At 49.9% G+C, this 23,812-nt stretch carries 26 protein-coding genes; all 26 read right to left on the reverse strand.

The genetic code is table 11. From position 1 onward, the window contains the following. Positions 1-2,619 (reverse strand): DNA polymerase I, encoded by a 2,619-nt coding sequence (gene polA / locus FZ040_RS02430; RefSeq protein ID WP_149170532.1) that lies wholly within the window; start codon positions 2,617-2,619, stop codon positions 1-3. Between the two features lie 59 nt (positions 2,620-2,678). Beyond that, on the reverse strand, positions 2,679-3,848 hold the full coding sequence (locus FZ040_RS02435; protein WP_149170533.1) for a L,D-transpeptidase family protein: 1,170 nt from the start codon (positions 3,846-3,848) through the stop codon (positions 2,679-2,681). Positions 3,849-3,993: 145 nt separating this feature from the next. Further along, entirely contained in the window at positions 3,994-6,057 is a 2,064-nt protein-coding gene (gene fusA, locus FZ040_RS02440; RefSeq protein WP_149170534.1) for an elongation factor G, read from the reverse strand. Between the two features lie 116 nt (positions 6,058-6,173). Next, on the reverse strand, positions 6,174-6,671 hold the full coding sequence (locus FZ040_RS02445) for a cob(I)yrinic acid a,c-diamide adenosyltransferase (RefSeq protein ID WP_149170535.1): 498 nt from the start codon (positions 6,669-6,671) through the stop codon (positions 6,174-6,176). A gap of 20 nt (positions 6,672-6,691) precedes the next feature. Further along, entirely contained in the window at positions 6,692-7,129 is a 438-nt protein-coding gene (gene ndk, locus FZ040_RS02450) for a nucleoside-diphosphate kinase (RefSeq protein WP_074514995.1), read from the reverse strand. Positions 7,130-7,165: 36 nt separating this feature from the next. Beyond that, positions 7,166-7,684 carry a gamma carbonic anhydrase family protein gene (locus FZ040_RS02455; protein WP_149170536.1) on the reverse strand — a complete coding sequence of 173 codons (519 nt, stop codon included), beginning with the start codon at positions 7,682-7,684 and terminating at the stop codon, positions 7,166-7,168. Positions 7,685-7,784: 100 nt separating this feature from the next. Beyond that, positions 7,785-9,026 carry a tRNA nucleotidyltransferase/poly(A) polymerase-related protein gene (locus tag FZ040_RS02460; protein ID WP_149170537.1) on the reverse strand — a complete coding sequence of 414 codons (1,242 nt, stop codon included), beginning with the start codon at positions 9,024-9,026 and terminating at the stop codon, positions 7,785-7,787. 125 nt (positions 9,027-9,151) lie between these two features. Then, entirely contained in the window at positions 9,152-10,090 is a 939-nt protein-coding gene (gene thrB, locus FZ040_RS02465; protein WP_149170538.1) for a homoserine kinase, read from the reverse strand. A 4-nt stretch (positions 10,091-10,094) separates the two neighbouring features. Further along, entirely contained in the window at positions 10,095-11,393 is a 1,299-nt protein-coding gene (locus FZ040_RS02470) for a homoserine dehydrogenase (RefSeq protein WP_149170539.1), read from the reverse strand. Between the two features lie 23 nt (positions 11,394-11,416). Then, entirely contained in the window at positions 11,417-11,863 is a 447-nt protein-coding gene (locus tag FZ040_RS02475; RefSeq protein WP_033170805.1) for an ACT domain-containing protein, read from the reverse strand. 142 nt (positions 11,864-12,005) lie between these two features. Then, a complete protein-coding gene (plsY, locus tag FZ040_RS02480; RefSeq protein WP_149170540.1) occupies positions 12,006-12,599 on the reverse strand; it encodes a glycerol-3-phosphate 1-O-acyltransferase PlsY in 594 nt (197 codons plus the stop codon). Continuing rightward, positions 12,599-13,930 (reverse strand): ribosome biogenesis GTPase Der, encoded by a 1,332-nt coding sequence (gene der, locus FZ040_RS02485; protein WP_149170541.1) that lies wholly within the window; start codon positions 13,928-13,930, stop codon positions 12,599-12,601. The genes plsY and der overlap by 1 nt, the downstream gene beginning before the upstream one ends. Positions 13,931-13,960: 30 nt before the next feature. Continuing rightward, complete coding sequence (locus FZ040_RS02490; RefSeq protein ID WP_149170542.1) at positions 13,961-15,355, reverse strand: DUF512 domain-containing protein; 1,395 nt, start codon at positions 15,353-15,355, stop codon at positions 13,961-13,963. Between the two features lie 118 nt (positions 15,356-15,473). Further along, positions 15,474-16,523, reverse strand: a complete 1,050-nt coding sequence (rpsA, locus tag FZ040_RS02495) for a 30S ribosomal protein S1 (RefSeq protein WP_255448731.1) — start codon at positions 16,521-16,523, stop codon at positions 15,474-15,476. A gap of 2 nt (positions 16,524-16,525) precedes the next feature. Beyond that, complete coding sequence (gene ispH / locus FZ040_RS02500; RefSeq protein ID WP_149170544.1) at positions 16,526-17,353, reverse strand: 4-hydroxy-3-methylbut-2-enyl diphosphate reductase; 828 nt, start codon at positions 17,351-17,353, stop codon at positions 16,526-16,528. Between the two features lie 342 nt (positions 17,354-17,695). Further along, positions 17,696-18,307, reverse strand: coding sequence for a hypothetical protein (locus FZ040_RS02505; RefSeq protein WP_149170545.1), 612 nt, complete (start codon positions 18,305-18,307; stop codon positions 17,696-17,698). 61 nt (positions 18,308-18,368) lie between these two features. Then, positions 18,369-18,785, reverse strand: a complete 417-nt coding sequence (locus FZ040_RS02510; protein WP_369407131.1) for a peptidoglycan recognition protein family protein — start codon at positions 18,783-18,785, stop codon at positions 18,369-18,371. Positions 18,786-19,000: 215 nt separating this feature from the next. After that, a complete protein-coding gene (locus FZ040_RS02515) occupies positions 19,001-19,345 on the reverse strand; it encodes a hypothetical protein (RefSeq protein WP_149170547.1) in 345 nt (114 codons plus the stop codon). Further along, positions 19,346-19,735: a Z-ring associated ZapG family protein gene (locus FZ040_RS02520; RefSeq protein WP_149170548.1), complete on the reverse strand. Its 390-nt coding sequence runs from the start codon at positions 19,733-19,735 to the stop codon at positions 19,346-19,348. A gap of 55 nt (positions 19,736-19,790) precedes the next feature. Next, the gene (locus FZ040_RS02525) at positions 19,791-19,973 is read right to left on the reverse strand and encodes a hypothetical protein (protein ID WP_149170549.1); all 183 of its coding nucleotides are present in this window, start codon (positions 19,971-19,973) and stop codon (positions 19,791-19,793) included. A gap of 63 nt (positions 19,974-20,036) precedes the next feature. Next, positions 20,037-20,192, reverse strand: a complete 156-nt coding sequence (locus tag FZ040_RS02530; RefSeq protein WP_149170550.1) for an XkdX family protein — start codon at positions 20,190-20,192, stop codon at positions 20,037-20,039. A gap of 15 nt (positions 20,193-20,207) precedes the next feature. Next, entirely contained in the window at positions 20,208-20,525 is a 318-nt protein-coding gene (locus FZ040_RS02535) for a hypothetical protein (protein WP_149170551.1), read from the reverse strand. Next, positions 20,498-21,631, reverse strand: coding sequence for a reverse transcriptase domain-containing protein (locus FZ040_RS02540; protein ID WP_149170552.1), 1,134 nt, complete (start codon positions 21,629-21,631; stop codon positions 20,498-20,500). Before FZ040_RS02540 ends, FZ040_RS02535 begins: the two co-directional genes overlap by 28 nt. Positions 21,632-21,879: 248 nt before the next feature. Further along, on the reverse strand, positions 21,880-22,407 hold the full coding sequence (locus FZ040_RS02545; RefSeq protein ID WP_149170553.1) for a hypothetical protein: 528 nt from the start codon (positions 22,405-22,407) through the stop codon (positions 21,880-21,882). Positions 22,408-22,460: 53 nt separating this feature from the next. Next, positions 22,461-23,555, reverse strand: a complete 1,095-nt coding sequence (locus FZ040_RS02550; protein WP_149170554.1) for a DUF6273 domain-containing protein — start codon at positions 23,553-23,555, stop codon at positions 22,461-22,463. 2 nt (positions 23,556-23,557) lie between these two features. After that, on the reverse strand, positions 23,558-23,809 hold the full coding sequence (locus tag FZ040_RS02555) for a crAss001_48 related protein (RefSeq protein WP_222930931.1): 252 nt from the start codon (positions 23,807-23,809) through the stop codon (positions 23,558-23,560). Positions 23,810-23,812: the final 3 nt, after the last annotated feature.

A 23,812-nucleotide genomic window follows, 5' to 3' on the forward strand; every position in this document is an offset into this window, starting at 1 on the left:
TTACTTCGCCTCCGCCCAGTTCTTGCCGCTGTGAATATCAATCAAAAGTGGCACCGAAAGCTTCGCCACCTGTTCCATCGATTCCTTGAGGATTTTGCTGACGGTTTCGCGTTCTTTCTCCGTCGTCTCCAAAACCAATTCATCGTGGACCTGAAGCAGGATGCGGCTCTTGACGCCCGCGTCCTGAAGGCGGTGATAGGCCTCAATCATGGCCAGCTTGATAATGTCCGCTGCCGTTCCCTGAATCGGCGTATTCATTGCCATGCGCTCAGCCAGCGACCGCTGCATGAAATTCCGGCTCTTGATGGCCGGTAGCTCGCGGCGGCGGCCGTAAAGCGTCGTGACACAGCCCGTTTCATGGGCCGCAGCCACGGTATCATCCATAAATTTACGAATGCCCGGATAGCGCGCAAAATAACTGTCGATATAGCTTGCCGCTTCCTTCTTCGGAATGTGCAAATCACGCGAAAGGCCGTAGTCGCTGATGCCATAAACGATACCAAAGTTTACGGCCTTTGCCCGGCTGCGAAGCGTCGGCGTGACTTCTGCCAAGGGCACCCCGAACACTTCAGATGCCGTCCGGGCATGAATGTCCTGATTCTGGCAGAACGCATCGATAAAGCTCTCATCGCCCGACATATGTGCGAGCAGGCGCAGTTCAATCTGGGAATAATCGGCCGAAAGAAGGTAATCATAGCCTTCGCCGGGCTCAAAAAGCGCGCGAATCGTCTTGCCCTCTTCCGTGCGGACCGGGATGTTCTGCAGGTTCGGGTCAGAACTTGAAAGCCTCCCCGTCGCCGTGACCGTCTGATTGAAACTCGTATGAACGCGGCCCGATTCCGGATGGATGAGCTCGCCAATCGCATCGAGATAGGTGGACTTGAGTTTCGTCCACATGCGGTAGGCCAGAATCTGTTCGATAATCGGGTGCTGATACCGCAGCGATTCCAACACCTCGGCATTCGTGGAGTAGCCCGTCTTGGTCTTCTTCGTCGGCGGAAGTTCCAGCCGCTCAAAGAGTACCTCGCCGAGCTGTTTCGGCGAATTGATATTAAACTCCGTGCCCGCCAGTGTATAGATATCCTGCTGGATTTCCTCAATCTTCTTGCCAACCTCGGCGGCTTTCTCCTCAAGGTTTTTGCGATTTACATAAACGCCATTCTGCTCCATAGCTGCCAGAACTTCTACGAGTGGCAGCTCAATTTCATCATAGAGCTTTTTCATGCCAAGTTCCTCAAGCTCCGCGGCAAGCTTTGGCTGGAGTTTGGCGATGAGCTTTGCCGTCCAGACGGCCTGGGAAACCTCATCCGCAAAGGACTCGGGCACACTCTGCCCGGGGAAATACTGATGGGAAAGATTGGAAAGCTCGTATTTTGACAGTTCCGGATGAAGCAGATAATCGGCCAGTTTGATGTCAAAAAACGATGACTGCGCCTTGATGCCCGCATGATAATACTGCTTGAGCTCGTAGAAGGTCGCCGGTTTATCCGCTTCGAAAAACCGCAGCAGCTGCTGCCCGGCAGGCGAATCCAAAGCGATTAGCCCCGTATCGCCAGCCGGAGAAGTCACCACGACCGCACGGCTGAGCTGTTCAAAGGGCACACGCCCGGTAAAAATACCGCAGACAGCCACCGACTCGGCTTTAGCCAGGGCAGCTGCTGCCTGTTTTTCTTCCCACTCGTCGTAGGATAGGTCAACCGGTGCCGCCTCCTGGATTTCCATGCCGGCAAACAGGCCGCCATCTGACTCGCCATAAAGTTTAATAAAGTTCTTCCAGACGCCCTTTAACTCGTAGCGGTCACAGAATTTCTTCATGGCCGCATGATCAGGCATAATGGCATAATCGTCCATCGTAAGTTCCATATCCGGAACCTGTAATTCGATTGTAGCAAGCTCCTTCGACAGAACTGCCTGGTCGCGATTTTCCGTCAAGCGCTCCTTGAGTTTTTTGCCGGAAATCGCTTCGATATTTTCCAGGACATTTTCAAGGGTGCCATATTCCAGCAGCAGCTTCGTTGCCGTTTTCGGCCCCACCCCGGGAACGCCTGGGATATTGTCGGAAGTATCGCCCATGAGTCCCTTGAGGTCAATCAGGCGAATCGGCTCAAAGCCGTATTCCTCGCGGAATACTTCTTCATCGTAGGCTTTGAGCTCAGAAATCCCCTTCTTCGTCAGCATGACACGAAGATTCGGGCGCACGAGCTGCAGTGCATCCTTATCGCCCGTGACCACCATGACATCATGACCAGCCGCCGCAGCCTTGGTTGCCAGCGTGCCAATGATATCGTCAGCCTCATAGCGTTCTTTTTCGATAAAAGAAACGCCAAAAGCTGCTGCAAATTCATGCAGCAGCGGGATTTGGGCGAGGAGCTCTTCCGGGGTCTTGTCACGCGTTCCCTTGTATTCCGGATAACGTTCGGTGCGGAACGTCTTCTTTCCCTTATCAAAGGCAATAACCAACGCATCCGGATTAAGTTCTCCCAAGAGCTTGGTAAGCATATTGGAAAAGCCAAAAATCGCATTGGTCGGTTCGCCCAGGGAATCCGTCAATGGTGGCAGCGCATAAAACGCACGATACATAAGGCTGCTGCCGTCCAAAATCACAAAACGCTTGTTCAAGCAGGATTCCTCCTCAAATTGTTCAGTTTATAGGTTACGATAACTTACAAGAAACTATTTTACTTCTTCGTTGCTTCTTTGTAAATCTGTTTCAGGGATTTTTTGCTCTTGCTGCCATCGACAGCTTTGTCATCAGCTTTCGGCTGCTCAGCTTCTACCTGTTTCGGTGCCTCGGCCGTTTTCTCCTCTGGCTTTACTTCCGGCGTTTCTGCCTTCGGTGCTTCAGCTTTCGGTGCTTCCTGCTCAGCCGCCGACGTCAGAACAAACTGCTTGGCATCGTTGATGCTGCCCGTCAGGTTGAACAGCGTTTTCGTATCGTCGGCTTTGCAGTAGAGGACATCGCGTTTGTCAACGCCCTCAGCGCTTCCGAGCGTGCTGATCAGTTTTTTCGTAGCGGCATCCCAGCCAAGATTGATGTTGGTGGCATTGGCCAAATCAATAGCCGGCAGATACGTTACACCATCTTTGCTGACGGCATTATTCGCAAGCTTCTTGCCATTGACATAGAGCGGATAAACCTTGCCGATATACGTCGGGTTGCCATCCGAAGCGTTGATTTTCGCCTGGATATCCTCATCCGATTCAAAATTGCCAACGCCATAGCCAGCCAGCCATTTGTGAACATCGGCTACCGACAGCTTCTGCCAGCCGTAACCATCCGGATAGATGTAATAGACAACCGTATCATCCGGAGCCTTTTCGACAACGACGCGGTTATAGGTAATCTCAACCGGCGTGCCTACCTCAACGAGGTCATAAAGTGCCTCAACGTCCTTTTCGAACATGCGCATGCAGCCATGGGAGGCATAGGTTCCGATGGAAGCCGGATTATTGGTACCATGAATGCCGATATTGCCCGTAACCGTCATCCAGCGGTAACCGAGCGGACAATCCGGACCCGAAGGAATGGAATAGCCCGTAGCCGGGTCCGTCCAGGTCGGGTTTACTTCTTTCTCGCGAATCTTATAATAACCGGTCGGCGTCGGCGTGTAAGCCGTACCCGGGGCAATCGGATACAGGCGAATCTTCGTCGATCCCTGATAAAGCGCCAGCGAACGGGCAGCCAGATTAATGCTAATCTTCAGCGGCTGCTCAACCTTCTGCTCCTGAGCTGGCTGTGCAGTCGTCTCAGCAGCCGGAGCAGCACTGACTGTATTAGCCGAAAGACCAGCTGCCGAGCCCGTAATCATCATAGCGCCCAACATACCTGCGCAAATTTTTTCCCACATAATTCATAATCTCTTTTCTTTCTAAGATTAACTGTATGTAACAGTCACTTTTAATATCCTAACATCTTTGGTCCCTATTTGCAAGTTAAAAGGCCCTTCCGATTTTATTAGGAAAGGCCTTATTCCTTCTTAATTGTAACCAATACTATCTTGCATTTGCCGCCTCGATAATGGCTTCGGCCGCCCGCTCAGGTACCGGCTCATAACGGGCAAATTCGAGTTCATAGGATCCGCGGCCCTGCGTCAGCGAGCGAAGTTCCGTAGCGAACTTATAGAGCTCGGCCTGCGGAATCAACGCCTGAATCTCACTCATATCGCGTTCCTTGCTGTCAACGCCAAGAACATGGGCGCGCTTGCTGTTAAGCCGTCCCATGACATCACCGAGGTAATACTCCGGCGTCAGCACCTTGATGGTCTCAATTGGTTCCAGCAAAATCGGCGATGCCTCCATGACACCTTTCTTTATGGCAATGGCGGCCGCCGTTTTAAAGGCTGCTTCAGACGAGTCAACGGGATGATACGAACCATCGTAAAGGTTGACCTTTACGTCCACGACCGGATACCCTGCCAGCACCCCCTGTGCCAGTGTCTCGGCCGTTCCCTTTTCCACGGCTGGAATATACTGCTTGGGCACACTGCCGCCGAAAATCGTCTCGGAAAATTCGTTGCCCGTTCCCGCATCACGCGGTCCGATTTCCAGCCAGACATCGCCGAACTGGCCATGGCCGCCACTCTGTTTCTTATGACGTCCCTGAACTTTGACTGTCTTGCGGATGGTCTCGCGATACGGAATCCTTGGCTCTGCCAAATCAAGCTGCGCGCCAAATTTCCGTTCGAGTTTTTCGGCCAGGATTTCCAGATGAACCTCACCAATGCCGCGGACAATCGTCTCACCAGTTTCCTGGTTCTTTTCCACCAGCAGCGTCGGATCCTCATCCTGCTGCTTTGCCAAGGCACCGAAGACTTTGTCTTCTTCGCCCTTCTTATGCGCCGATGCAGCCATTTCCAGCATGGCCGTCGGATACAGAATCGCTTCATACTGGATGGCATCGCTCTTATCGCAAAGGGTATCCCCCGTCTTGACCTGCTGCAGTTTTGTCGTCACCACGATATCGCCAGCGGCTGCCGTATTCAGATTATGCTGCTGTTTGCCCTGCAGCGTGAACAGCGTACCAATTCGCTCCTCGGTGTCCTTGTTCGGATGACTGTAGGAAGCATCGCCGCGCATTTCGCCCGACAGGATGCGGATATAGCTCTGACGGCCGACAAAGGGGTCGACAATCGTCTTGAACACCTGCGCTGAAAAAGCATCTTCGGTATGACGTTCCTTGAGCTCCCCACTTACGGGATCCATGCCGATGGATACCTTAAAGTACGGCGTTGGCATATACTCGACCAAATCGTTCATGAGTTTGCGCATGCCGATGTTCTGTTTGGCCGAGCCGCAGAATACCGGGAAAATCTTGCCGGCCTGAATGCCTTCAATCAGGGCTGCCGCCGTCTCCACTTCGGTGATTTCCGTGCCTTCGATGTATTTTTCGAGCAGCTCATCGTTGAACTCCGAAATCGATTCAATCATCTTCTGACGTGCCTGCTCGACTTCGTCTTTCATGTATTCCGGCACATCGTCTTTGACGATTTCCTTGTCATGGGTGACAATTTTCATGTGCAGCGACAGCAAATCGACTACGCCCTGGAAGGCGGCTTCTTTGCCGATTGGCAGCTGTACGGGCACGACACCATCGCCGAAGCGTACGCGAAGCTCTTCGACTACGCCATAGAAATCAGCATGCTCGCGGTCCATCTTGTTGATAAAGAACGCGCGCGGCAATTCGTTTTCTTCAGCATACCACCAGGCATTTTCCGTGCCGGATTTGATACCGGACGACGCTGATATGACAATCAAGGCACTGTCGGCTGCCGCCAGCGCGCCCTTGACATCACCGACAAAATCAGGATACCCCGGCGTATCGATGAAGTTCAATTTGAAGTCACGCCATTCACAGGCTGCCAGTTTCATATTGACCGTCATGCCGCGTTTGGTTTCTTCGGGCTCATAGTCCAGCGCGCTGGTGCCATCCTCGACATTTCCCAGGCGCTTAACTGCTTCTGCATCAAACAGGCAGGCATCAAGCAAACTGGTCTTGCCCGTTTTTCCGTGGCCTACCACAGCAATATTCCGGATATTGGCACTTTTATAGTTCTTCATCGATATTCCCTCCCATTGTTATGATATTATCAGTATTCTCCGACTTTTCTCATATTCCTGCTAAAGTTTTCAGATTATGCAAAAAAAAGGAGTCATCTCTACGAGATGACTCCTCTTTATTCATGTTCTTCACAACGCATCAGCAAAAAGCAATAGTCCGAAACGCGATTTAAAAACAAGCGGTCGGATTCAGCGACAGGCGTTTCCTGTGCCAACCGGCAGGCAGCGCGCTCTGCACGGCGGGCAATCGTGCGCGCCATATCAAGCATCGCCCCAGCCTTTGTATCCCCGGGAATCAGAAAACAATTAAGCGGCGGCAGCTTTTCTTCGAGAGCTGCAATTGCCCCTTCGATATCAGCCACCGTCTCCGCCGTAATATATGGCGTTTTCCCAAGGCTCGCAAAATCAGCCATCAGCAACGAAAGCTGTTTTTGCAGTGCCAAAATACGGTCTTTGACCTCAGGCTTCTGCGCAAAAGCTCTGGCCATCGACAGCGCCGAGCCGGCCTCGTCAATCGTGCCATAAACTTCCACCCGCAGGCAGCCCTTGTCCACCCGTTCGCCTGTATACAGGCTCGTCATTCCCTTATCACCGGTCTTTGTCGTAACGCTCATGCTATCGCGCTCCTTAGGAATTACTCCATGGCCTCATACTGACCGTCTAAAATCTCAGTCTCATTAAAGAAGATATGAATCTCACGGTTCGCACTCTCCACCGAATCCGAAGCATGGACCGCATTGCGGCGGCCATTGGCCGCAAACTGTTTGCGGATTGTCCCCTCTTCTGCCTCAGCCGGATTCGTTTTGCCGTTGAGCTTTCTTACCTTGGCAATGACATCTTCGCCTTCGAGAACCATGGCAATAATTGGTGCCGAGGTCATAAAGCCAACCAAATCATTATAGTACGGACGGCCGATATGCTCCTCATAATGAATCGAAGCCAGCCGCTCATCCATCTTCAAGAGTTTCATGGCGACAATGCGGAAGCCTTCCGCCTCATAGCGTTTAATGATATCACCGCTGTAATGTTTGGTAAAAGCATCTGGTTTGATGAGTACGAGTGTTTTTTCCATTCCTGTAAAGTCCCCTTGTTTCAAGATTAAAATCAATCAAAGCAATTCTGCTTTGTAATTTTCTGCCACCTGCTGATAGTTCATGGCCGATTCATGAAGCGCCTGCAATTCATCTTCCCGCAGGGAACGGATGATTTGCGCCGGATTGCCATAAACCAGCGAATTGGACGGAATCTTTTTATGCTGCGTCAGAATCGTTCCGGCCCCGATGATGACATTATCGCCAATCTCCGTATAGCCAAGGATTATCGAGCCCATGCCAATCAGGCAGTTGTTCCCGATTTTCCGCGCATGGATGATCGCGTTGTGTCCAATGATAACCTCGTCGCCAATCTCCGTTGGCACATCAGCCATTACGTGAATCGTCGCGTTATCCTGAATATCGGTATTCCGGCCAATCGTGATTGGCTGAAAATCGCCGCGGACTACCGTGCTAAACCACAGGCTGGAACCCTCACCGATTTCAACATCGCCGATTACGGCAGCCGTCGGCGCGATAAATACGCTCGGGTCAATTTTCGGGGCAACAGATTTGTACGGAATAATAGTGCTCATGAGAAATCGCCTCCTCAAGATTCAGACATCAACTATTTTGTGAACCAATTCTGATATCTTTGTTCTTAATTATAGCCTTTTTTCGACAATTCTGCAACCGTCAATCGGCAGAATCCGAACGAACTACGAGACTTCGATAAATTTTTAACTGTTCGCTGCGAATCCACTCGCCAATTTTTTTGCCCGTCAAGCCCTCAGGACAGTCGCGCCCACTGACCTGTTTCATTTTCCTCACATAACCTTCTCCGTTTTGCAGATAATCCGGTAAACTTTGATGGTCGGCCATTATTACGGCCAAAAACTCTTCCCAGGAAAGATTTGACCGGTCAATCCTGAGCAGCAAATCGACAATCTTCGCCTCTTTGCCCAACAGCGGTGCCCGCATGTGCTCCGCAATCACGAAGCCCCCTGCCTGCAGCCAATCCCGCGGCAGGGTCATGCGCTGGTTCCATGCAGTTAGCACTTCAAGCCCGCGTTCTTCGTGTCCGTAATGGTGTGGTTCCATTTCCTTTGGCGTCGTGCCCTTGCCCAAATCATGAACGAGTCCGGCAAAGCGGGCCAGCACTGAACTTGTCTGCGCTGCCACTTTATCGACGACCAGCATCGTGTGTTCAAAGGCATCGCCCTCAGGATGAAACGCTGCCGGCTGCGTTTTCCCGATGAGTGCCGCCAGCTCGGGAAAGGTGATCGCCAATATGCCCGCGCGGTTCAGACAGCGAAAGAAAACAGACGGCTTTGGCGCCCGCAGGGCACGCCGAAGTTCGCCCAGCAGCCGCTCGGCCGGTTCCCCGGCCAGTTCTTCGCGGCACGCTGCCATCAAGCGATAGGTATTGTCTTCTATCGCAAAGCCGAACTCAGCGGCCTGACGAGCTGCCCGCAGCGCCCGGACAGGGTCTTCACAAAAATGCTCCGATATGGCCCGGATTATTCCACGGCGGGTATCGGCTATTCCGCCATATAAGTCATGAATTTGCCGGCTGGGAAGTTCCATGGCCAGACTGTTCATCGTCGTGTCACGGCGGTACAAATCTTCCTCGAGCGTAACTGACGGATCATATTCCACCGCGAAGCCGCAGTACCCGCTGCCCGTTTTCCGTTCCTTGCGGGCAAACGCGACTTCGGATTTTTTGCCATCAATGGCCACCAGATAAACGGGAAACGATTTGCCGACTTTTTCTGCCTCAGGAAATAAATTGGCAAAGGCTTTTTCCTCAATCCCCGCTACCATGTAATCTTTGTCGTGTGCCTTCACGCCGCGAATCTGATCGCGTACCCAGCCCCCCACGATAAAAACCCGGGCACCGCACTTTCGGAGTGCAGCCACAAAATCCTCTTCTCTCATACACGATGCCTCCTCATTCCTGTATTGTAACAGAAAACGCGCCCGAAAAACAATCCACGAGCCCCACTGATGCCAAAAGACCTGCCAGCTCCCATAGGAACCAGCAGGTCTTTAACGCTAAGCGTTTATTCTTTGTTTTCATTGACGATATGCGCGCCGCGGTTATCCAAATCCATAATGAGGATTTTAGACGCTACGCCGTGCTGCTGAAAAGCTTTTTTCATGGCTTCCCCCACGGCCTCTTCACACTCGCGCTTTTCCAGCGTGTAAGCGATAAGACAAGGGCCGGCCCCGCTGAGATTAGCGCCTAAAGCGCCAGCTTTACGGGCTGCCTGGAACACGTCATACATGCCCGGGATAAGCTCTGCACGATAGGGCTGATGAAGCGCATCTTCAAATACATTGCGCAGGAACTTGTCATTTCCCTTGCAAAGTGCCGCTACGAGCATAGCCGCACGGCCAATGTTGTTGACGGCGTCCTTCATCGGAACCTTCTCCGGCAATACCGCCCGCGCCTTGCGCGTCGAAAGCGGAAAATCCGGCACAGCTACGACCAGCTTCATGCGGAACTTCGGCATAAACGTGAAGCATTCCACATTGCCGCGGGTCACGGTGCTGATGGTAAAGCCGCCAAAAATCGCCGGTGCCACGTTGTCGGGATGCCCCTCAATATCCGTAGCAAACTGCAGCAGCTCACGGCGGTTGAAGCGGTTGCCAATCAAAACGTTGGCAGCTTTCAGGCCAGCGACGATGGCCGTGGCACTGCTGCCCAAGCCACGCGAAAGCGGCACATTGTTTTCCATGTGAATGATTGCGCCCGGATACTCTTTGTCGAGTTTCGCCTTGCGCAGTAAATACTGGACTGAACGCCAAACGATATTGCGATTGTCGCAGGGAATATTTTGCGCGCCTTCCCCTTCGATGGTAATCGAAAGCTCGGGCTCCTTCAACAAAGTAAGTTCCAAATCGTTATAGACGGTACAAGCGAGACCGATAGCATCAAAGCCAGGGCCGCAATTGGCACTGGTTCCCGGCACCCGAATGCGGACAGAACGGTTTGTCATGTGTTTACCCCCGTTCTTTCTCTACACGGATAACATTACGGATTTCGTCGACTACCGACAGCTGTTTCAGCGCATCAAGCGCCTTCTGGATGCTGGCATGACGGACAATGTGCGTGACCGCGACAATCTCTGCATGGTCCACCACATTGCGCTTCGTCTGGATAACGGATTTCAAGCTGACTTCGGCATCGCCAAAAGCTGTGGCAATCTGTCCCAAAACGCCCGGCTTATCATCCACCAGCAGGCGGACATAGTACGAGGACTCCGTCTCCTCAATCGGGCACATTGGCTTCTGCTCATAACAGGTGCAGCCAATCCGGCCGAAGGCCTTGTTGACAATATCCCTTGACACGTCAATAATATCCGATACCACCGCGGAAGCCGTCGGCAGCGAACCTGCGCCCTGACCATAGAACATGGCCTCGCCAATGGCATTGCCGCGGACAAAAATCGCATTGAACACGCCATTGACTGCAGCCAGCGGATGCTCCTTCGGCAAAAATACCGGATGAACGCGTACATCGACGCCATGCTCTGGCGAGTCCTTGCCGACCGCCAGGAGTTTTACCACATAGCCAAGGCTCTTGGCATAATCGATATCGTCGGGCGTTATCTTCGTGATGCCCTCTACAGAAACATCCTTGAGCTCTACCCGCGTATTGAAGGCCAGCGAAGAAAGGATTGCCGCCTTGCGGGCCGCATCAAGGCCATCGACATCGGCCGACGGATTGGCTTCGGCATAGCCCTTTTCCTGGGCTTCCTTCAGTACGGCATCATAGTCGCAGCCCTCGTCCGTCATCTTCGTGAGCATATAGTTCGTCGTTCCGTTGACAATGCCCATGATTTCAGTGACTTTATTGGCCGTCAGGCATTGTTTGAGCGGTGTGATAATCGGAATACCGCCGCCAACGCTGGCCTCAAACATAAAGTCAACGCCATGTTTTTCCGCTGCCGCAAACATGTCTTTGCCGAACTGCGCCACCACGTCCTTATTGGCCGTTACGACGCTCTTGCCATGTTCCATGGCCTGCAGCATGTATTCACGGGCTGGATGAAGCCCGCCCATGAGTTCTACGACGATATCGATTTCTTCGTCGTTTAAGATATCCTCGTAATTATCGGTCAGCTGATAGCCCGCAAGCTGCGGACGCTTCTTGGCAAGGTCACGGACCAAAACGGTTTTCAGTTGAATAGGCGCGCCGACGCGCTCGGTAATTTGCTCCCGATTCATCTCAAGCACTTGAACCACGCCGGAACCAACGGTACCGGACCCCAACAAACCTACACGAATCACTTTTTCCATATCGACGCACCTCCTTTCACTGATTAAGCCTGACCGAGAACTTCCAAGCGTTTCACGCCATCAACCATGCGAAGCTTGTCGAGCAAAGCTTCGAGGTCAACACTGAGATTGGCCGTCTCAATCGAAACCGTCGCATTGGCAACGCCCTGCAGAGGAATCCCCTGATTGATGGTCATGATGCTGCCGGAATCCGACGAAATCGTGTTGAGTACACTCGAAAGAACACCCTTCTTATGCTCAAGCAGGAACGTAAGCGTAACAATCTTGTTCTGGCTTGCCTCATAGAACGGGAAAACATAATCTTTATATTTATAGTAAGCGCTGCGGGAAAGCTCCATCTTCTCAACCGCTTCGTTGATGGTGCGAGCATCGCCACGCTTCAGCATTTCTTTGACTTTGATCGTCTTCTTGATTGCTTCCGGGAGAATCTCTTCACGAACGAGGAAGAACCCACTCTTCTGATTATTCATATATAGCGCCTCCAATGGATAAATTTCTACTGACAAAAGATAGTATACCACAAGTGGTGGACGGATAGCAACTTTATTTTTACAAATGTCCACTTCACCTGTAATATCTATTTATTTTTTGTATGCTTTGTAATGTTTTCTGTCAACGATGTCCTGCCTTGATTTTACTTTCGGTTCCGCTGAGCAAACGTCCGATATTGGCATGATGGCGGATAATAATGAAGGCGGCTGCCAAAATGCCAAAGCCGATATACTCAGCCGGATAGCCGAACTTCCAGGCAAGAACCGGCACCAGGGCGGCGGCAATGATGGACCCCAGCGATACATAACCACTGAGTTTTACCACGCCGAGCCAGACCAGGAAAACGATGAGCGCGGGAACCGGCATCATCATGACAATGACACCAAGTCCCGTTGCTACGCCCTTCCCGCCTTTGAACTTCAGGAAAAGCGAGCAGGAATGGCCGACGATGGCAAAAACACCAGCCAACACACAGGCCAGTGCCGTGTCACCGAGCCGCATGCCAAGATAAACACTGATGGCTCCCTTGAGGAAGTCCAGCAGGAAGATCAAAAAGCCCGGCCCCTTGCCCAGCGTCCGCCAGGCATTCGTCGCCCCGATATTGTGACTGCCGTGTTCGCGAAGGTCAACATGCCAAAGCAGCTTGCCAAAGACAAGGCCATTTGGAATCGAACCCAGAACATAGGCAATCAAACAAGCCAGTACCATATTCATCAGTACTCATCCTCCTCATCCCGGGCGCGCACAATCAAGCGGATTGGCGTGCCCTCGAAACCGTACATCTCGCGCAGACGGTTCTCAATAAAGCGCAGGTACGAGAAGTGCATGAGTTCCGGGTCGTTGACGAAAATGATGAACTTCGGCGGCTTGACATCTGCCTGCGTCATGAACAGGATCTTCAAGCGACGGCCGCGGTGCATCGGCGGCGGATTAATGGAAACCGCATCGCGGATGAGTTCGTTCAATACGCTGGTCTTGATGCGCATGGACTGCTGTTCCGCGACGTATTTGACCAAATCGGTAACACGGCCGACGCGCTGACCGGTCAAAGCCGAAGCGTAAAGAACCGGTGCATACTGCAAGAAGCCGATTTCATCGCGCAAGTCCTCGGTAAAGCGAAGCGTTGACTTGTCATCTTTGCCCGGGTAGATATCCCATTTGTTGACGACAATGATGACGCCGCGGCCGGACTCATGGGCATAACCGGCAATTTTCTTGTCCTGCTCCGTGATGCCTTCCGATGCGTCAATCATCATCAATACGACATCGGCACGGTCAATGGCACGCAGAGAGCGCATGACACTATAACGCTCAACCGGTTCGTCAATCTTGCCACGGCGGCGCATGCCAGCCGTATCAATCAGCATGAACTTCATGCCATCTTTGACGAAATGGGTATCGATGGCGTCGCGGGTCGTGCCAGCCATATCGCTGACAATGACGCGCTCCTCGCCTAAAAGCTGATTGACGATTGAGGATTTACCGACATTCGGGCGGCCAATTACCGCAATGCTGATTTCGTCCTCATCCTTGTCCTCGGCTTCATGCTCAGGGAAAGCCGCTACCATCGCATCGAGCAGGTCACCAAGGTTCATGGCATTCGAAGCCGACAGCGCAATCGGGTCGCCAAGACCCAGGTTATAGAACTCATACGAATTCATGACGAGCTGCGGGCTGTCAATCTTATTGACGCCGAGAATAACCGGCTTTTTCGTGCTGCGCAGCATCTTGGCCACTTCCTCATCGGCCGTCGTCAGGCCGGCGCGGCCGTCGACGAGGAATAAAATCACATCGGCCTCTTCCATGGCCAGCTGTGCCTGGCTGCGCATGGATTTTAAGATATGGTTGCTTTCATCGAATTCGATACCGCCGGTATCAATCATGGTGAACTCATGATTCAGCCATTCTGCATCGAGATAGATGCGGTCACGGGTAACGCCCGGCATGTCATCGACAATCGAAACACGTTTTTTGCCAATCTGATTGAACAGCGTAGATTTTCCCACATTCGGACGGCCAACGATAGCCACGATTGGTTTACTCATGATATTACCTTCTTTCTATATAAATTCCTATCAATATTGGATATTTTTCGTATAACCGGCATTGCTCTGCCAGGTGTAGGCAGTCTCCCCATTGCGGTTCTTATGATACCCATGCCAGCCGGTGAGCGCCTGGCGGAAATCCTTGCCACCCTGCACGGGCTCAATGCGCGCCTCGGGATAATGTGCCTGCAGTTCTTCGAGCGTCACATCATCGAGGAAAATATCTTCGCCCGAACGCAGTGCCGACTCGGGGATGAGGATGCCGGTGCGCTTGCCGGTAAGACCATCCAGCGTCTTCATAATGTCCTTAGCGGTTAACAGCCCCGAAACATTGACCGTATGACCAAAATGGTCATTGGCCACCGGCACGATGCGAATGTGCAGGTTCTCCTGCTGCACCGAATCGGCCAGTTTCGCCAGAATTGGTGCCACCGAAGTTCCCGCCACTACATCGAGGTAGACCGGCTCCTCATAGGAACCGGCCGAAGCCTCAGTTTTCTCCCAATCGTTGATAAAGCTTCGCGTAAGTCCGATGCCATTGTCGAGCTGCGGGAACCCATCGTAGAACTCGGTTGGCGGGACCTCACGGCCGGCAAGCAGGTAGAACTCATCGCCCAAATAGATAAAGGTGCGTCCCTCTTCCTCGCGAATCTTTGCCTGCCACTTTTCTACTTCATCGATGACTCTGGCTGCTCCTTCGGCATCAAACTGCTTCAAAGGGAACGGGTCATCACGGTATTTGGTAAGGCCCACGGGAACAATGGCCATCGACAGTGCATGCGGGCGGCGCGCCACAATATCGCGAATCGTGCGCTCAAGCTCTTCCCCATCGTTTAAGCCAGCGCATAACACCACCTGGGTATGGTAGTCGCAGCCTGCCTGTTCGAGATTGTCAAGCTGCTCGGCGATTCTTGCCGCACCTTTGCAGCGGAGCATCTGCGCCCGAAGCTCCGGATTCATGCACTGAACCGAAACATAGAGCGGCGACAGATGATATTGCTCAATCCGCTTGAAATCCCTTGGCCCCATATTGGTCATGGTCACAAAATTGCCGTAAAGGAACGACAGGCGGTAATCGTCATCTTTTATCGAGAGACTATTCCGCATATCAGGTGCAATCATATCCACAAAGCAGAAATAACAATTGTTCGCACAATTGCGGATGCCGTCAAATACTGCCGATTCAAACTCAACGCCCAATTCTTCGTCAAAATCCTTATCAAAGGATATCATTTCCTGCTGGCCGTCGGCATGCTCGATGAGCATATCGATTTCCTCATCGGCCATGGCAAAACTCAAGTCAATGATATCGTTTAACTCCTGGTCATTGATGGCTATGATTTTGTCGCCTGGCACAAGTTCGAGTTCTTCGGCCAGACTGCCCGGATATACCCGCAGGATTACACCGGCATGTTGCTTGCTCATGTCTCTTTCTCTTTCTCTTTCTTTCGATTCAGTTCTTTACATCTTTTCCCATCAAAAACAAAGGAGTGATGCTTGTATCATCACTCCTCTGAGTCATTATCCAATTAAATTGCAGCTATTAGTCTTTAGCTTTCGTGATGGACAGGGAAATGCGTTTGCGTTTCATGTCGATGCGGAGGACTTTAACTTTAACCTCATCGCCAACATGAACAGCTTCGTCAGCGCGCTCGATGCGTTTCTCAGCGAGCTCGCCCATCGGGATCAGGCCATCGAAGCCCGGCTCGATTTCCATGAATGCACCGAAGTCCGTCAGTTTGATGACTTTACCTTCGATGATGTCGCCCTCAGCGTATTTCTCAGCGTTGTCGAGCCACGGATCACGCATCGTGTCTTTAACGGACAGGGAGATACGTTTTGCTTCCGTGTCAACGGATTTAACATATACATCGAGCTCCTGGCCAACTTCGAGAACATCCGACGGATGTTTTACACGGTGCCAAGCGAGGTCGGAGATATGAGCCAGACCATCTACGCCACCGATATCGATGAATGCACCATAGTCAACGATGCGTTTAACCGTACCGCGAACAGTGGAACCAGCCTCGAGGGTGGAGAAGATCTCGCCCTCTTTCTCAGCGCGCTCAACTTCGAGAAGTGCACGGCGGGAAAGAACGAGACGCTGTTTGTGAACGTCAATCTCAATGATTTCGCACTCAACCGTCTGGCCAACATAGACAGACAGGTCTTTTACGAAATGAAGCTCCATCTGGGAAGCCGGAATGAAGCCGCGGAGGCCATTGACAGAAGCAACGAGGCCACCTTTGACAACCTGGTTGACCTGAGCCTGAACATGCTCGCCACGCTCTTTGATTGCTTCCATGTCTTTCCAAGCAACCATGCGGTCAGCTTTTACCTTGGAGAGCATGCCGCCGTTGTCGCCACCGAGGGAAACAACATAAACATCGATTTTGTCGCCAACCTTAACAACATCAGCTGCGGACTCCGGAGCCGGGTAAGCGAGCTCTCTCTTCGGAATAGCGATTTCCTGCTTGTAGCCGATATCAACATAGGCCTCATCGCGGGAAACCTGGATAACGGTACCTTCAACAACCGTACGCTCCTGGATATCCGGCATCGAGTTCTCTGCCTCTGCTAATAATTCTTCCATGTTCATCTGTTCTGACACTTTTTATATACCTCCTTGATAATCCAGTCAGGCGTAGAAGCGCCCGCTGTAATACCAATTTTTTCAATTTTATCAAACCACTCGTCCTGCAGCTCAGCTGCCGTTTCGATATGGTAAGTAACACATTTTGTTGCACAAAGCTGTGCGAGACGTGATGTATTGGCACTGTTCTTACCGCCAATAACCAGCATCCTATCAACCTTCGCAGCTAACTCCATAGCTGCTGCCTGTCGCTGATCAGTCGCCGTACATATCGTCCGCAGGATTTTCACCTCGCGGGACTTTTCCAGCAAGTGCGTGACGATTTCCCGGAACTTGGCGCCCGAAAATGTCGTCTGGCACACGATACCAAGCTTAGCACAATTCGGCAATGCATCGGCTTCCTCAACGGTCTCGATGATTTTTGCCTCGGCGTTTGACCATTCAAAGATACTGCGTACCTCCGGATGTTCTTTTTCGCCGATGATGACGACACTATATCCTTCATCCACCAGCGATTTGGCCGAAAGCTGTGCTTTCTTGACATGCGGGCAGGTCGCGTCCACCACCGTTAAGCCACGTTTTTCAGCATCCGCATAAATCTGCGGCCCGACTCCGTGGGAACGGATGATAACGGTGCCCTTCTCCATCTCATCCAGGCTGTTTACCGAACCTACGCCCTCATCGCTGAGGCGCTCCACCATCTGTGGATTATGGATGATTGGCCCTAATGTACAAGCGGTGCCATCAGCGGAAGCATTTTCTCTGGCAATCGTTATCGCGCGCTTGACGCCATAACAGAAACCAAGATAATCTGCTAAAATGACTTCCATACATCAACCACCAATTATTAGTCATGCGAATTAGGTATATTTTATATTCTTTTTCGCAATCTAACATCTATGATACTACACGTCCATACCGTTTGGCAAGGCCTTTTTGACATTTTTTACGGCACATATTCCATATTTTTTTACCTATTCCACGATATTAGTTGGTCAAAGGTTGGTCACGCCAACTGCCGTATCTTTCGCAGCTCTGCCTCTATTTTCCTTATTTATATTATATCACCCTTTTACATCCTAAGAAAATAGTCCGGCATTGTCCACCCCCTCGATGCATATTATATATTTCCCATCAGTCGTCGCTATCAGCAGTACCGTGCCACTCACTCCTTACCATGTATAGGCTACTTTGACATAGGTCTTGTGATTATCTACATTATGGTTGACGCCAACGCCGATATATTTTCCATCGTCTGTAATTTTACGGGCAACCGAGGCTCCCACTTCACTGATTCCGCAACCGCCTGCCTCAATATCCGGCACAACCTCAACCGTTCTTAATATTTTTTTATACGCATGAATATTATATTGATTAAGATTCACTGTCTTGTCTTTATCCAATTTTGTGATATCTACCGCTACATTAGGATTGTCTTTATCCGCTACGATGGAAAAATCCGCTCCAGCACGTTTTTGTGCATCCCTTGCCGTGCTAGGCGCCTTATCTCCTGTTGTTGTGATTGTGTATGATGGTTTCTTATCATATTTATAAATATGCTGGATATCTTTTGCAGCTTCCTTTGCTTGTGATGAATCTATATTGATTTTGGCGTTATTGGCAGCTTCCCATACGCCACCTGATGTTTCCGCTGTAATCTGACTTACTGGCGTTACTTTTTCCGTTTTACCTTGACTAAGAAAGTACCATATCAGTCCTCCCAAGAAAACGATGAGTATTCCAACTGCTATATAGTATTTATATCCGTTCCATTTTTCAAACATAAAATTACCTCCTTAATAAAAAACGGCCACGGCTAGTTTTGCCGCAGCCGCCGTCTTCCGCTTACTGGTTAGCATAGAAATTTGCTTTGCCAATAATAGTTTCCAGCATATTATAAAGATTGTCCCCTGGACAGTCCGTGCTCATGAGGTCACAATGGCCCACAATATGGTCACGATCGATGGGAATATCATAATCCGTGCAGAGATTGGCCAGAAGCATGGCGCACATCTCAATCTGTGCATCCGTCGGTTCTGCTTCCATGAAATCTCCAGACAAATGTACTCCAAGAGTATGGTTGTTTTCGCCGTACGCATGGCTGCCAATCGCCCATTCTGGGCGACCACGTTCGATTGTCCCGTCCTTGCGAATGACAAAGTGGTAACCAATACCAGCCCAGCCATTATTTAGATGCCATCCATGAATTTGTTCTGCGCTGGCGTCAATATCGTTGCCACCCGTATGATGGATGACAATCATGTCGGTGTAACTCCGTCCACTCAGTGTTTTGAAATTCAGATTGGTTTCTACAATGTTTGCTCGTTCCATTCGTATCATCCTTTCAATAAGAAATCACATTATCGTTATCATCGAATTTAGGCAACGTCGGCGGACGCAATCCACATCGATATCCATCATCAAAAGCTTTTTCCCTTTCGGTCTCAAAATATTCCCAGACTTTCGGGAAATATTTCTTAATGATTTTTATTTGATTCTGCAGATTCACGATGTACACCACCTTTTTCTTCATACGGCTTTTGACCGGCTAAGGAATTATATTTGCTGTCCGTTGCATATTTGCTCCACGCCGCCCGTGCTAGTGCTGCAACGCCGCCCAACCCAGTAACAACTACCGTTATCCCTTGCCAACATGAGCTAAGTTCGAACTTTGTCCCACATAATGCGTTCGACCAAAACCCATACAGCCACGAGAACATAACGGTACACAAAAACGACATCATGACGAAGAGCAAGAAGATAACCAGCGCCAGCCAATTCTTTTGAGCCCAGCGACTGAACCTAATCAGCTTTTCTTTCATTCAATCACCTTCTTCGTGCACTGTCGGCAATAATTTGACTTTTTCATATAGTCTCGATACGATTCCATTTCCGCCAAGGTCCGAATATGCATCATACATCATGCCGATGCTTCCCAATTCATGTACTGGTATCCACCCTTGACCAAGAAAATACTGGCACGACTGAGTAAGTCTATCCGTCAACACCGCCAGCATTCCACGCTTTATCGACGTGTATTCTACCTGGCGGGCCTTTTCCTGATCTGCATGTTTTTTCTTTGATTCTTCTTCTTCTCTATCTCGTTTAGAATCTCGTCGCTGCATCTTATAAAGCAGATACCCCGTCAAGAGTCCAACGATAAGTTGAAATGTCGCCGTGATTATAATCACGGTTATTTCCATCTGCAGCATCCTCTCTCCCCCTTATGTGCCAGCATAAACCCTGACACCACTGCTATAATGCGCTTCATACCACTGGCCAAATCTTTTCGCCAAGAACCACCGATGTATGCCGTTGCCCTTTACCGTCATCAGTAGTGATAATTCCTTCCACGGCAAAGGTTCCCCAGCTAATATTTCGCGGAATGTCAATAACCATTTCGCTATCATCACTTTGCTGGAGTAACTTTATTAGCTCGCTCTTTTTCATTGTTAACCTCCTGTTCTTCGTTCTGCTCTTGCTGTTCAGGTACATACACTGCTATGAGTTTTTTCATTCCGGTCTAGTCTCAGGATAATCGGTACCCGTGATTTCCTTGTATTCATCAGCAGTAATCCAGCGTCCTACGGCATCCCATACCTTTTTAATGTTCCACAGTTTCATGTCGTAAAATCCTTTTACCATTGCGTAATGTCTGCTGTGTTCCATGGTGTTAGCCCTCCTTTATAGTTCAAGGTCAGCCATCATTGCAAGATAATGCAAATTGGACTGAAATTCATCGTTCTCGATTTCCTGCTTGCTGACAGGTGCAAATGCAAGATAGAACTTGTTATCATCCCATGCGTACTGCACCTGCTGTAAGAGCTTAGCATGTTCAAATTCTTCGGTGGTGTTCCCCTCGCTATCCTTTGCCGTGAATTTGAATATGGCAGGCAGATTGCTTACGTCAACTTCGGTTTTGCTGACATAGTTACTGCCGTTGATAGTTAAGCCCTCTGCAAACTTTACGTTGTCTATGTAGAGTGTGTACTTTTTATCCATTTTTCTAGCTTCCTTTCTTCTGAGTCTAATCTGCGCAGCGTGCGGTAAGCATGGTAACGCTTTTTATCCCCGCGCCATGATTTATACTGTGTCTGAAATTCTTTGAGGGTTATTTGCCCTTCTGCGGCCAACCTTGCCATTTTCCGCATTTTGCGCTGTTGTCTTTTGACTACGTCTTTAGGAATCTTTTTGATGAGTTTTCCTGTGTCCGTTAGAAAATAGCGCGTTTTTAGGAATACAAATGGTCGGGTCAGCTTGATTATTTGTGTCTTGCGACTATTGATATGAATACCTACAGTTTCTGCGATTTGCATAATATCCGCTAAGATTTGCCGCAAAAACTGTTTATCGTGGTGAATGATGATCCTATCATCCATGTATGCGTGATAGAACTTGCAGCCCTTGACTGTTTTGCACCATGAATCAATCCTGTGTGGCAGGTATATCCCTGCAATTTGTGAGATTGGAGCACCGATGGCCAGCGACTTGTGAAGGATTGTTTTACCTTCCAATTTGCCGCCTGCCGTGTAGTGTTCCAGTGCATTGTAGATATTATCCATAGTGTATTTATCTTCAAAGCCTGTCACATCGACTGCGTTGTTTTGCAGGATAAGCTTCAAGAGTTCTATGGTTTCCTGCGGTATATGCTCGGCAAATTCTTTCAACAGCACATCATGTCTGATGTTATCGAAGAATTTGCGAAAGTCGATTTTGAGAATATACCCGTCTCGCCCGTACTGCCTGTAAAACTTGTGTAGATGCTGTTCGAACCGCCGCCTTGTGAAGCTAATCCCTTTGCCTACCATGCTTGCCCCGTTATCGTGGATGATATAAGGCTGTAACGTAGGATTAAGGATATTATCACATAAGGCGTGTTCCAGTATCATATCCCTTGGTTCTAAGGCTCGTATCAGACGAAGTCTGCCCTGCTCATTGAGGATGAAAGATTTGCCCTTGCCCGGTTTGTATTCTTCTGTCCTCACATCATGCAACAAGCCTGTCACCTCACTCAGAAGATTTATCCCGAACCGTTGTGTACTGGCTTTCCAGCCCGAAGCCTTGCGTAATCTGCCATAGGCTTTTATCAATTGGTCTGCATTAATCATTATTCACCTAATGCCGCGCTTATAGAAACAATATCCGTAGATAGTCTCGTCACGGCTCTCATTTACCACTTGGAAGGATTGCCACTCATTCCCTGCTAAAGACAAACGGCGTATAGCCTTTTATTGTCTTGTGAGAAGCGGGCGAACGCCGTTAGAGTTCGCAGCGTCGTTGTTGTTCGCATTGCCGTTGTCGTTCACATTGCAGAAGTTGGAAGAATTGGCAACAGACTTTAGTGACAACCCTATCATCATTTCAAATCTTTGAATCGTTTATTGTCGGCTTTTCGCCAGCCCTTGATTAGTGCTATCTCCTTGTCGATTTTTTCAACGTAAGAGATATACTTTTCAACGTTAACAGGAAGAATGTCAATAGCTCCTTCGAGGTCTTTCTTTAGGCACTCGCATGATGATATAGCTTTATCCATTTCCACACGCCTATGGTCGTATTCTGCCTTGCTTGTCGGCCATACGGAATAGGCGTATGTAATGTGGTCTATCATCTGGTCTAAATGCTCCCATATCGCATTACGGAGTTTCTCAATCACCCACTGCGGGTATTCGGTGCTGAATTTCTCCATGTTGTACTTGCTGGCAAGTATGATAAATTCTACGCGGTCATCTTCGCTCATATCTTTGGTGAACTCGTGAACCTCACGGACTTTATCTTTTATGCCTAAATCACGAAGCAGTAAAAACCGCATGGATTTTCTGAGCTTTAGTGCATTTACATAAAATTCATATTGCGATAGTTTTCGCATTCTAGCTAATACTGACATTCAAAGTCCTTTCTCGGTACGCCTCGCACCCCACGAGGGGGTGCGGGCTAGGGTTAACGGAGCAGGGCAATCGGGCGAACGCCGCTAGAGTTAGCAGCGCCGGTGCCGTGCGCATTGCCGTTGTCGCCCACAAGGCAGAAGTCGGAAGAACGGGCAACAGACCTCAACCACCACCAATACCGCTTAGAGCAGATAAGCCCGTGATTAAGACGGAACGCCGCAAGCTGGCTATTGCACTCCCCCGTGTCATAGAGCGAAGATGAAAGCACTGGTGCTCCATAGACCATATTTTCATTCGCAAGATTAGCTTTAACGCTTGTCCATGCCCAGTTACTTGCCGCACCGCTCCAACCATCATAAGAATTCGACTTCACGTTAGCGTCTATAGCGTTACTAAGCAGCTCTCTATGTTCCAAGATATGAGCCGCACCAAACGCCGCTTCAAATCCTGCGACCACTTTCGGAATATGTGTAGTCCACATCGCAGAACCTACATAGCCGCCTGTCGTAGTATGTGAGCTGTTCATCTGCGCCGTGCCTAGTTGTTCTTCTGGCATAATTGCTACATGGTGTGCTGTAGTTTCAGTATCACCGCAATGCAAATGGTAGTCTAAATCCATGATGATGAATTTCACGTTACTGTAAGTTGTGCCGTCAATCGTGATAGATTTAATGATGTAGTCACCGGGATAGATATTACGGAAAGAACCATCCGCGATTGCCGCCGACATTTCGCCGCTGTTGAAATATGCAGTTAAATCTTCGCCGCGATAAATGCCGTTATGAGCCGCCGCGTTATCGTAAATTACCCGTGAGTGATACTCGGTGCTTTCCATCTTGCGCACCGTCCATGTAACCGTTCCATCACTCACTATTCCGCCCACTGTCGGTGTGCTAATCGTCAGCGTGCCACTGCCACTGATTCCTGCCGTGGTGCACTCAAGGTACATACCTGTAGGTAGGTCACTGTTGTGCGATGCTACGCCCAATGTATACGATGTGCTAGGCTGACGATAACCAAGGCTTTTGTTGTTTCCCAGGCTCGTTCCCTCGTCAATCTCATATGCAAAGATTTTGCCCCATTTTTTTTCTTTTACGCCAATTGACGATTCGCCATCAGCGCGCGGTACGTATGGTCTTGTTGCCATGACTATTCCTCCAATCCGATATTTTCAATTTTTGCACGTTCTTCGAGTGTACGAAGATACTGTTTCATGTAAACTAACTGCTCGAAAAGTATTTCATACGAGCAGTTAGGGCAGAACTGCAAAACTCCCACTTTATACTTTTCAAGCATTGCTTCCAGTTTTTTAGTACGGATTTTTACTTGAAAATACTCTGCACGAAATCTTTCTTTAAAGTCCTTGCTTTCCATCATTTTGCAAGTGTCTTTGAGTTCCAAGAT

This window comes from Pseudoselenomonas ruminis (assembly GCF_008271295.1).
GTDB classification, from domain to species: Bacteria; Bacillota; Negativicutes; order Selenomonadales; family Selenomonadaceae; genus Selenomonas_A; species Selenomonas_A ruminis.